At 62.9% G+C, this 10,574-nt stretch carries 9 protein-coding genes; 8 read left to right on the top strand and 1 reads right to left on the bottom strand.

All coding sequences use genetic code 11. The annotated features are described in order from the left end of the window. Positions 1–124 precede the first annotated feature (124 nt). Positions 125–1,276 (top strand): gamma-butyrobetaine dioxygenase, encoded by a 1,152-nt coding sequence (locus EN884_RS11960; RefSeq protein WP_063168273.1) that lies wholly within the window; start codon positions 125–127, stop codon positions 1,274–1,276. Then, positions 1,273–1,863, top strand: coding sequence for an HD domain-containing protein (locus EN884_RS11955; RefSeq protein ID WP_063168272.1), 591 nt, complete (start codon positions 1,273–1,275; stop codon positions 1,861–1,863). The genes EN884_RS11960 and EN884_RS11955 overlap by 4 nt, the downstream gene beginning before the upstream one ends. 71 nt (positions 1,864–1,934) lie before the next feature. On the opposite strand, the gene EN884_RS11950 is transcribed toward EN884_RS11955, so the two are convergent. After that, a complete protein-coding gene (locus EN884_RS11950) occupies positions 1,935–3,737 on the bottom strand; it encodes an NAD(P)/FAD-dependent oxidoreductase (protein ID WP_128360563.1) in 1,803 nt (600 codons plus the stop codon). Positions 3,738–4,157: 420 nt separating this feature from the next. Between EN884_RS11950 and EN884_RS11945 the strand changes: the two genes are divergently transcribed. The 6 genes from EN884_RS11945 to EN884_RS11920 all read left to right on the top strand — a co-directional run. After that, the gene (locus tag EN884_RS11945) at positions 4,158–5,339 is read left to right on the top strand and encodes a DUF6600 domain-containing protein (RefSeq protein ID WP_063168270.1); all 1,182 of its coding nucleotides are present in this window, start codon (positions 4,158–4,160) and stop codon (positions 5,337–5,339) included. A 257-nt stretch (positions 5,340–5,596) separates the two neighbouring features. Then, positions 5,597–7,378 (top strand): acetolactate synthase 3 large subunit, encoded by a 1,782-nt coding sequence (locus EN884_RS11940; protein WP_082826477.1) that lies wholly within the window; start codon positions 5,597–5,599, stop codon positions 7,376–7,378. 85 nt (positions 7,379–7,463) lie between these two features. After that, a complete protein-coding gene (ilvN, locus tag EN884_RS11935; protein ID WP_013531048.1) occupies positions 7,464–8,036 on the top strand; it encodes an acetolactate synthase small subunit in 573 nt (190 codons plus the stop codon). A gap of 132 nt (positions 8,037–8,168) precedes the next feature. Beyond that, a complete protein-coding gene (locus EN884_RS11930) occupies positions 8,169–8,765 on the top strand; it encodes a LysE family translocator (RefSeq protein ID WP_024501399.1) in 597 nt (198 codons plus the stop codon). 247 nt (positions 8,766–9,012) lie between these two features. Then, complete coding sequence (locus tag EN884_RS11925) at positions 9,013–10,287, top strand: efflux RND transporter periplasmic adaptor subunit (protein ID WP_063168269.1); 1,275 nt, start codon at positions 9,013–9,015, stop codon at positions 10,285–10,287. Then, positions 10,284–10,574 (top strand): efflux RND transporter permease subunit (locus EN884_RS11920; protein ID WP_245491926.1); only part of this gene is annotated, 291 nt, incomplete at its 3' end. The genes EN884_RS11925 and EN884_RS11920, both read left to right, overlap by 4 nt.

Genomic DNA, 10,574 nt, shown 5'->3' with positions numbered 1-10,574 from the left:
CATTAGTATATCGTGGTCATTGGCCAAAAAAGGATAATTTGAATTATGCCTCTCGCGCGATCAACATGCAATCGAAACCCTGCGGATCAGCTGCGGGGGACGCAATGGACAGGAACGGATCTCCATGCTCACCCAGGCGCTGATCGGCGACGAAGGTAGAACAATCGAACTTGGCTGGAAGGACGGGTCGCGCAGCCGCTTTCACGCCATGTGGCTGCGCGACAATGCGCTGGACGACAAGACGCGCAGCGCCGGCAATGGCCAACGGCTGATCACCATCCTCGACATTCCCGCCGACACCAGGATCGGCGCGGCATCGCTCAAGGGCGGCGCCCTGGAAGTCAGCTTCGTGCCGGAGCAGAAAACAGTGAGTTTCCCGGCGGCATGGCTGAGTGCCAATGCCTATGATCGTGACGCGGCCCGCCAGCCCGGCTGGACAGACGAGGCCACCGTGCGATGGACCAAGGCCTCGATGCAGAATTCGGTGCCGCGCGCCGGCTATGCTGCGGCCAGCCATGATCGCGCTGTGCTGGGGCAATGGCTGTCGGCGGTGAAAGCCTATGGCTTTGCGGTGATGGACGATCTGCCGGCCGAATCCGGAGCGCTGTGCAAGGTGTCCGATCTGTTCGGCTATATCAGGGAGACCAATTACGGCCGCTGGTTCGAAGTGCGCGCCGAGGTCAATCCGAGCAATCTCGCCTACACCAATCTCGGGCTCCAGGCGCATACCGACAATCCCTATCGCGACCCCGTGCCGACGCTGCAGATCCTGTCCTGCATCGAGAATACGGTTGAGGGCGGCGAATCCAGCGTCGTCGACGGGTTTGCCGTCGCGGCTGCGCTGCAGGCTGAGAACCCGGAAGGCTTCCGGCTGCTGAGCTCATGCCCGGCGCGCTTCGAATATGCCGGCTCTTCCGGTGTGCGGCTGCAGGCGAAGCGGCCGATGATCGAGCTCGGGCCCGATGGCGAGCTGATCTGCATCCGCTTCAACAACCGCTCGCTGGCGCCGACGGTCGACGTGCCCTTCGCCGACATGGAGGCGTACTACGCCGCCTACCGCCGGTTCGCCGAACTGATCGAGGATCCATCCTTCGAAGTGACGTTCAAGCTCGAAGCGGGGCAGGCTTTCATCGTCGACAACACGCGCGTCATGCACGCCCGCAAGGCGTTTTCCGGAACCGGCAAGCGCTGGCTGCAGGGCTGTTACGCCGACAAGGATGGCCTGCTGTCGACGCTCGCGTCGATAGAACACGGGTTCAAGGAGGCGGCGGAATGAGCGGCCAGGATTTGAACGCGGACAATATCGTCGAATTCATTGCCGACATCTTCGAGCGCCGGGGTGCGGAATCCTACCTCGGCGAACCCGTCACCATGTCGGAGCACATGCTGCAGGGCGCCTGGTTCGCCGAAAAGGACGGCGCGCCGGACGAGCTGGTGGCGGCGGCGCTGCTGCACGACATTGGCCATTACACCAGCGAGTTCGGCACCTATTCGCCCGAGGATGTCGAGGACAAGCATCATGACGAAGCCGGCGGCGAAGTGCTGGCGCCGTTCTTTCCACCTGTCATCGTCGAATGCGTCAGGCTGCATGTCGCCGCCAAGCGCTATCTCTGCGCCACCGATCCGACCTATTTCGGCAGGCTGTCGCCGGCCTCGGTGCATACGCTGTCGCTGCAGGGCGGGCCGATGAATGCCGAGGAGGTGGCCGAGTTCCGCAAGAACCCGTTCCATGAGGAAGCGGTCCGGGTCCGCATCTGGGACGAGAGCGGCAAGATTGCCAACATGAAGACGCGGACGTTTCGCGATTACGTGCCGCTGTTGCAGCGGGTGGTGACGCAGTTCGCGGCGGGTAAGCCGGCGTAATTCCCTCAAAGGAAGGAGGCAGGGTGCAAGCCCTGCCTTCTTTCTTCCGGCTTCGCCGGAATCGCGCTCGCCTACCCCTTGTGATGCACCTGCTGCAGCCCGTAGACCGGCGTCGCCAAGCCGGCCTGCCTGGCCTTCAGCTGCAGCGCCAGGAATTGTGAATAGTGGCGTGACTGGTGCAGGTTGCCGCCGTGAAACCACAGCGCTTCCTGCTGTGTAGGCTTCCACATGTTGCGCAACTCGCCTTCCCAGGGGCCGGGATCCTTGGTGGTGTTCGAGCCGAGGCCCCAGCATTTGCCGACCTTGTCGGCGGTTTCGCGCGATATCAGATCGGCGGCCCAGCCGTTCATCGAGCCGTAGCCGGTGGCGTAGACGATGAGGTCCGCAGGCAGTTCCGACCCGTCGCTGAGCAGGACCGAGTGCTGCTTGATCTCTTCGACGTCGACGCCACTCTTCAGCTTGATCGAACCATCGATGACCAACTGCGATGCGCCAACATCGATGTAATAGCCAGAGCCGCGCCTGAGGTACTTCATGAACAGGCCGGACTCGTCGTCGCCCCAGTCGAGCATGAAACCGGCCTTTTCCAGTCCCTTGTAGAATGCCGCATCGCGTTTCTTCATCTCGGCATAGGCCGGGATCTGGAACTCGTGCAGGATCTTGTAGGGCAGCGAAGCGAAGATGAGATCGGCCTTGGCGGTGGTGATGCCATTCTGCAGCGCCTGCTCCGAATAGAGCGAACCCAGTCCGATTTCCATCAACGTGTCGGACCTGGAGATATGGGTACTCGAGCGCTGCACCATGGTCACGTCGGCGCCGGCTTCCCAAAGTGCGGCAGCGATGTCATGGGCGGAATTGTTGGATCCGATGACAACGGCCTTTTTGCCGGCATAGGCGTCGGGACCCGGATGCTTCGACGAGTGGTGCTGATCGCCCCTGAAGGTCTCCATGCCCTTGAATTTCGGCAGATTGGCTTTGCCGGACTGTCCGGTCGCCAGCACCAGTTGCTTCGGCTTCAGCGTGATGTCCTTGCCGTCACGGTGGACGACAACGGTCCATTCCTTCGTCTTGTCGTCATAGGAAGCGCTTTTGGCCTCGGTCGAGGACCAGTAATTCAGCTCCATTACCTTGGTGTACATTTCCAGCCAGTCGCCCATCTTGTCCTTGGGCGTGAAGACCGGCCAGTTTTCGGGGAAGGGAATGTAGGGCAGATGGTCGTACCAGACCGGGTCATGCAGGCAGAGCGACTTGTAGCGCTTGCGCCAGCTGTCGCCGGCACGCTCGTTCTTCTCGATGATGATGGTCGGCACGCCAAGCTGCCGCAGCCGCGCGCCGAGCGCGATACCGCCCTGGCCGCCACCGATGATCACCGTATAGGGCTGCGTCTTGAAGCCGAGCTCGGCGGCTTCCCTCTCGCGCTCTTCCTTCCATGTCGGACGGTTCTTGCCCGAGCCGTGCCTGGCGCCCATCGGCCGCGCGAAGCCTGCCGGCTCCTCGTGGCCTTTCAGTTCGGCCATGGTGGTCAGCAGCGTCCAGATCTTGCCGTTCTTCAGCCTGATATGGCCGAAGCCGCGTGCCGCCTCCGTCTCGAAGCTGATCCAGCCCTCGATCAGTTCGCCGCTCTCGGTCGCGTCCTCGCCCTTGGCGATGGCGAAGTGCGATGGCCTGGTGTTCGACAACTGGCTTTTCAGCATGTCGCGGACCTGGTCGCGGCCTTCCATGGTCTTGATGTTCCAGGTGAAGGTAACGAGGTCGCGCCAGTAGCAATCTTCTTGAAAGCAATCGACCGCCTTCTCGATGTCATCGGCAGCAAGCGCGGCGCCGAACTGGTCGAGTACGTCAGACAGTTTCTTGCTAGAGGGCTTGTCGAGCATCAGGTTTCCTCCCGTGAAATCCAGATCGTCATGGTGATGGCTCCGACGGGCTTGCCGCCGGACGATCAAGTATCGTCAGAGATGGCGGCCCTCGTCACGCCCCACCATAGTTTCCAGCGGTTTCAATGGTTTATTCGCAAAATGGGATCACCCGGCGGTTTCGCAATCGCCCGGGCGCCGGAAACGACCGTCCCATTTGTGAATGCCGCGCCGGTCGCGCAAAGTTGATGGTCAAATGCCGCAATGCGGTCACCGGGGCCGATGACAACCGATCGGTGAGAAGCCGGGAAGCGGTGGCGGGCAGCAGGGCGGTTCCCGGGATTTTCTGGATGCGGAACTCTGGAGCCCGTTATGATTATCATATCCTTTTTCCAAGCGTCTTCACGCCACTCTCTCGGCCGGCGTGGACGTGCTGCAGCAATGGCCGCGGTCATGGCCTTGAGTGCGACGCTGACCGGCCCGCTGATGCTGCCCGGAACACAGGCGCATGCGGCGGAAATTTCCGTCACCGTCCGCGAAAGGCTTTCGAACTATGGCGGATGGCGAACCTCCAGCCGCTTCGGCGATGTCTGGGTTCCCTCGGTGCATACCCAATGGCGGCCCTACACCGAAGGCAGGTGGGTCTGGACTGACAATGGCTGGTACTGGCAGTCCACCGAGCCATTCGGCGATGTCGTCTATCACTATGGCCGCTGGGCGTATGATCCCGATTTCGGCTGGGTGTGGATCGCCGGCGATCAATGGGCGCCAGCCTGGGTGGTCTGGCGTCAGGGCGGCAATGATGTCGGCTGGGCTCCGGCGCCGCCCGACGTCGGTGCCGCCTTCGACGACGCCTGGTGGTGTTTCGTGCCGGTGGCGGCGATCGGCGCGGTGGATCTGGTCAGGGTGGTGCGGCCGGTTCAGGAGAACGTCGTCATCGTGCGCAACACGACATTCATCAACCAGACGGTCGTGGTCAACAATGCGCCACGCGTGCGGCTTGGCAACCAGGTGGTTGCAATCAATGCCGGACCCCGGCTGCAGCAACTCCCGAAGCCCGTCATGGAATCGATCAAGGCGGCAAAACTGGTTCCTCCGCTCAAAGGCGTGTTTGCCAGTGCACGTCTCGATGCTTCCAGGGGCGCCGAAATCAAGAAGCTTGCCGGCAATGCAATGCCTGCCGCCAAGGCGGCCAATGGGAACGGGCAAATCGTGGCGGGCCATGGCCCCAAGATTGCGAGCGGCGACAAGGCCACGTCTCCGAGCGCTGTGACAGCGAGCAATCCAGCCGTCGTGAAGCCTGGCAACACTGTGCGCAAGCGGATGGCCGCCGGCAACGGCGCGAAGGCCGATGCGCTCAAGCTGCATGCCGACAGGACCGCGGGCGATGGACGTATCGTCGTCAAATCGTCGGCCAAACCGGGTTCGGCCAAGCCGGTCTCGGGGCAGCGTCCTGCACGCGGTGCCGGACAACAGAAGCCGCATCAGCAGGCGATGGCAATGCACATGCCCCAGCACCATGGCCCGGCAAGGGTGGCACCTCACCATCCGCCAGCGAAGATGCAGGCGAGGAAGGTGTCCAGATGCGATCCGCGCGTTTCCCGCTGCAAGGCGCCGCGCTGATCGCCTCAATCGCGCCGGCACGCTGTGCGCGCCGGCGCGATTTTTCCCGTTGACAGGTCGCCTTGCCCGCCCTTAGTGTCCGCCACCATGAAAACAGCACTCATTCTCGTAGGAAAGCGCGTGGGCAAGGCGGTGTAACCGCCGGGCGAAAACCCCCCATGCGCAAGACACAGGCTCCCTCGGGGGCCTTTTTTATTGCCTGAAACACGACTAAACGACCAGCAAACGCCCAATGGCGACAGTACGGGACCAGACCGATGAGCAACGGACAGAACGAGCGGCGCGAGATGACGGGCGCCGAAATGGTGGTGCAGGCGCTGAAGGACAATGGCGTCAAGCATGTCTTCGGCTATCCCGGCGGCGCTGTCCTTCCGATCTATGACGAGATTTTTCAGCAAGACGAGGTCGAGCACATACTGGTGCGCCATGAGCAGGGCGCCGGCCATGCGGCGGAAGGCTATGCGCGTTCGACCGGTAAGGCCGGCGTGATGCTGGTGACCTCCGGCCCGGGCGCCACCAATGCGGTGACGCCGCTGCAGGACGCGTTGATGGATTCGATCCCGCTGGTCTGCCTGACCGGGCAGGTGCCGACCTCGCTGATCGGCTCGGACGCTTTTCAGGAATGCGATACGGTCGGCATCACGCGCCCCTGCACCAAGCACAACTGGCTGGTGAAGGACGTCAACGAGCTCGCCGCCACCATCCACGAGGCCTTTCATGTCGCGACCACCGGCCGTCCCGGTCCGGTCGTCGTCGACATCCCGAAGGATGTGCAGTTCGCCAAGGGATTCTATGTCCCGCCGCAGATCGCGCCACGCACCAGCTACCAGCCAAAGGTCCAGGGCGACCTGGAGAAGATCAAGGCGGCGGTCGAGTTGATGGCGGGCGCCAAGAAGCCGATCATCTACAGCGGCGGCGGCGTCATCAACTCCGGCCCGGAAGCGAGCCATCTGTTGCGCGAACTGGTCGATCTCACCGGTTTCCCGATCACCTCGACGCTGATGGGCCTCGGCGCCTATCCGGCATCGGGCAAGAACTGGATGGGCATGCTCGGCATGCACGGCACCTATGAAGCCAACATGGCCATGCATGATTGCGACGTGATGATCTGCATCGGCGCGCGCTTCGACGACCGCATCACCGGCCGGCTGACCGCCTTCTCGCCGAACTCGAAGAAGATCCACATCGACATCGATCCGTCGTCGATCAACAAGAACGTCCACACCGAGGTGCCGATCATCGGCGATGTCGGCCGGGTGCTGGAGGATATGGTGCGGCTGTGGCGGGCGAGCGCCAAGGCCGACAAGAAGGCGCTCTACCCCTGGTGGGAGCAGATCGCCAAATGGCGTGCGCGCGACTCGCTCGCCTACAAGATGAACAACGACGTGATCATGCCGCAATACGCCATCGAGCGGCTCTACGAACTGACCAAGGGCATGGACACCTACATCACCACCGAGGTCGGCCAGCACCAGATGTGGGCGGCGCAGCACTATCGTTTCGAGAAGCCGAACCGCTGGATGACGTCGGGCGGGCTGGGCACGATGGGTTATGGCCTGCCGGCAGCACTCGGCGTGCAGATCGCGCATCCCGACGCTTTGGTCATCGACATTGCCGGCGACGCCTCGGTGCAGATGACGATGCAGGAGATGAGCGCGGCGGTGCAGCACAATGCGCCGATCAAGATCTTCATCCTCAACAACCAGTATATGGGCATGGTGCGGCAGTGGCAGCAGTTGCTGCACGGCAACCGGCTGTCGCATTCCTATACCGAGGCGATGCCGGACTTCGTCAAGCTGGCCGAGGCCTATGGCGGCCACGGCATTCGCTGCGAAAAGCCGGACGAGCTGGACGACGCGATCAAGGAGATGATCTCGGTCAGGAAGCCGGTGCTGTTCGATTGCCGCGTGGCGACGCTCGCCAACTGCTTCCCGATGATCCCGTCGGGCAAGGCGCATAACGAGATGCTGTTGCCCGACGAGGCGACCGACGAGGCGGTGGCCAATGCCATCGACGCCAAGGGCAGGGAACTGGTGTAGCCGGCAGAACCAAGGCAGGGCTGTCGCGAGAAAGCCCTGCGCAAACAAAGAATTAGCTCAAGAGCTTGAAATCGAGATTCATGTCATGAACGCACAGCTACAACCGACCGGTTCGGCCTATTTTATCGCCAAGGAAACGGAAAAGCCGGAAAACCACACGCTTTCCGTGCTGGTCGACAATGAGCCGGGCGTGCTTGCCCGGGTCATCGGCCTATTTTCCGGGCGCGGCTACAACATCGAGAGCCTGACCGTCTCCGAGACCGAGCATGAAAAACACCTGTCGCGCATCACCATCGTGACGCGCGGCACGCCGCATGTGCTGGAGCAGATCAAGCACCAGCTGGAGCGCATCGTGCCGGTGCACCGCGTCGTCGACCTGACCGTGCGTTCGCATGAATCCGGCCAGGAGCGGCCGCTGGAACGCGAACTGGCGCTGGTCAAGGTCGCCGGCATCGGCGAGGCCCGGGTCGAGGCGCTGCGGCTGGCCGATGCGTTCCGCGCCAGCGTCATCGACGCCAACACCGAGCATTTCATCTTCGAGATCACCGGCAAGGGCTCCAAGATCGATCAGTTCATCGCCATCATGAAGCCGCTCGGCCTGGTCGAAATCTGCCGCACCGGCGTGGCGGCGTTGAACCGCGGCCCGCAGGCGATGTAGGCCTTCGGTGCTGGCGCCGGGCGCGCCAGCCAGCTTCCACAGTGAGGCTTCTGGCCCCGCTGTGGGCCGTCCGTGGGCCTTTGCGGGTTGCCTAGAAAAGACAACGATCCTGACTTGTCGGGGAGGATATCCATGTCGCTTGACGCTTTCCTTGCCCTGCTTGTCTACGCCTTGGTGACTTCGATCACGCCGGGGCCGAACAATCTCATGCTTCTGGCATCGGGCGTGAATTTCGGCATCGTCAGAACCGTTCCGCACATGCTTGGCATCAGCATGGGTTTCCTCGTGCTGCTGCTTGCCGTCGGTCTTGGCCTTGGCGCTGTGTTGACGGCGTTTCCGGCGCTGCATACCGCGCTCAAGATCGCCGGCGGCGCCTATCTTTTGTACCTCGCCTGGAAGATCGCCATGTCGCGCACGCTGACCGGCAAGGGCGAGACGAAGGCGCGGCCGATGCGCTTCATCGAGGCGGCTGCATTCCAGTGGGTCAATCCCAAGGCGTGGGTGATGGCGATCACCGCCATGGCCGTCTATGCCAATGCCGAGCACCCGTTCCTGTCGGTGGTGTTGATCGCTGTGGCCTTCACCATCGTCAATTTGCCGAGCGTCTCGGTGTGGGCTGGGTTCGGCACCGCGCTGCGCGGTTTCCTGTCGGACCCGGTACGGCTGAAATGGTTCAACATCGCCATGGGCGTGCTGCTGGCGGCGACGCTTTGGCCGATGCTCAAATAGGTCGAGACGCGCACATTCTGGTCGTCTCAGGCCGGAAGGCGATGGCTCGCAAGCCGTCGGATGGGGATTCAGCCCGTGTTGCACATCCATTGTGCAGTGCACATTAAATCTTCGTAATGCCGTGTTTTGGCCCTTTTCCGACAAAGGCGCGTCCTATCTATTCGGCGAAATCGCGGCAACGGGCCGTGATTTGCGCTAGAGTAGAACCATCGGACCACGACGTGTCGGGTGGAGAGGGCCTTTGACCATGCGTGGAAAAGTCGTTCTTTCGTTGCTTGCCGTCGCCTGTGCGGGCGCGGCCTGGCTCTATGTGTCTCCGGACGCGCTGAGCAAGGCTCAGCAGCTCATCGGCGCAAAGCAGGTCGCTGCCGCGGACAAATCGGCAACCGGCAAGCCGGCAGCGGGCGACAAGGCGGCAGGTGGCGGCGGTGCCGCCCGCTCGGCTTCCATCCTCTCGGCCGTCGCCTCGACAGCCGATTTCCCGATCCGGCGTTATGCGATCGGCTTCGTCTCGTCTCCCGCCGTCGTCAACATCAACGCGCGGGTGTCCAGCCAGATCGTCTCGATCGACGTCAAGGATGGGCAGATGGTCAGGGTCGGCGACGTTCTGTTCTCGCTCGATGACCGGGCGCTGAAGGCGCAGCTTGCCAAGGATCAAGCGGCGCTCGCCAAGGATCAGGCGATGCTCGCCAGCTCGCAGTCCGATCTCCAGCGCGCCAAGGATCTGGTTGCCAAGCAGGCCGGCACGCAGCAGACCTACGACCAGGCCGTCGCCGCGCAGAAGGCTGCCGCTGCGACCGTTGACGCCGACAAGGCGACAATCGACGCCGACAATGTCCAGCTTGGCTTCGCCACGATCACGGCGCCGATTTCCGGCAGGCTGGGTGCGGTCAGCGTCGCCGTCGGCGATCTCGTCACCGTCAGCAATGGCAACAGCAGCACGGCGACCCCGCTGGTGACCATCACCCAGATGGACCCGCTGCAGGTCAACTTCAATCTGCCGGAAAGCAATCTCGCCCTGCTGCACAAGGCGCTTGCCAATCCGCAGCAGGGCGCGGTGACACTGACCAAGGATGGTGACGCGACGCCGATCGGCAAGGGCACGCTCGATTTCGTCGACTCCAGCGTCGACACTGCGTCGGGCACTATCGCGACGCGGGCAAGTATTCCCAATGCCGACCTTTCGCTATGGCCCGGCCAGTATGTGAATGTCGTGCTCGACGCCGGCATCATGCCGCAGATGACATCGGTTCCTACCGTCGCCGTGCAGCCAAGCCAGAAGGGCCCTTTCGTCTATGTGGTCAAGCCGGACAACACGGTCGAGATGCGGCCGGTGCAGGTGGCGCTGACCGAAGGCGACAACAGCGCCATCAGCCAGGGGCTGAAAAGCGGTGAGAAGGTTGTCACCGAGGGCCAGACACGGCTGAAGGACGGCGCCGCGGTGCATGAAGGCAAGACCACGGCGGGTGCCGCTGCGCCCAAGGTGGCCGAGGCGACCAGCGCCGGCGAGGCCGCCCAATGATCTCCGAATTCTGCATACGCCGGCCCGTCGCCACCCTTCTGATGTCGTTCGCCCTCGTGCTGGGCGGGCTGTTCGCCTACAAGTTCCTGCCGGTGGCCGCACTGCCCAGCGCCGAATTCCCGGTGGTCAACGTCTCGGCCTCGCTGCCCGGCGCCTCGCCGGAAACCATGGCGACATCGGTGGCGACGCCGCTGATCAAGCAGTTCGCCACCGATGTCGCCATGGTTTCCGGCGAGGCGCCGGGCAGCGAGGCCGAGACGTTGACCACCGGGAATTCGGCGCTGGGC

It is taken from the genome of Mesorhizobium sp. M7A.F.Ca.AU.001.01.1.1 (assembly GCF_004022735.1).
Taxonomy (GTDB): Bacteria; Pseudomonadota; Alphaproteobacteria; order Rhizobiales; family Rhizobiaceae; genus Mesorhizobium; species Mesorhizobium ciceri.
The sequence above is the reverse complement of the archived record's forward strand: the minus strand, read 5'-3'. Positions and strand labels throughout refer to the sequence as shown.

Excerpts from the sequence above, each read along its gene's own strand:
- EN884_RS11960 (WP_063168273.1), top strand. The coding sequence starts at position 125 with ATGCTCACCCAGGCGCTGATCGGCGACGAAGGTAGAACAATCGAACTT.
- EN884_RS11955 (WP_063168272.1), top strand. The coding sequence starts at position 1,273 with ATGAGCGGCCAGGATTTGAACGCGGACAATATCGTCGAATTCATTGCC.
- EN884_RS11950 (WP_128360563.1), bottom strand. The coding sequence starts at position 3,737 with ATGCTCGACAAGCCCTCTAGCAAGAAACTGTCTGACGTACTCGACCAG.
- EN884_RS11945 (WP_063168270.1), top strand. The coding sequence starts at position 4,158 with ATGGCCGCGGTCATGGCCTTGAGTGCGACGCTGACCGGCCCGCTGATG.
- EN884_RS11940 (WP_082826477.1), top strand. The coding sequence starts at position 5,597 with ATGAGCAACGGACAGAACGAGCGGCGCGAGATGACGGGCGCCGAAATG.
- ilvN (WP_013531048.1), top strand. The coding sequence starts at position 7,464 with ATGAACGCACAGCTACAACCGACCGGTTCGGCCTATTTTATCGCCAAG.
- EN884_RS11930 (WP_024501399.1), top strand. The coding sequence starts at position 8,169 with ATGTCGCTTGACGCTTTCCTTGCCCTGCTTGTCTACGCCTTGGTGACT.
- EN884_RS11925 (WP_063168269.1), top strand. The coding sequence starts at position 9,013 with ATGCGTGGAAAAGTCGTTCTTTCGTTGCTTGCCGTCGCCTGTGCGGGC.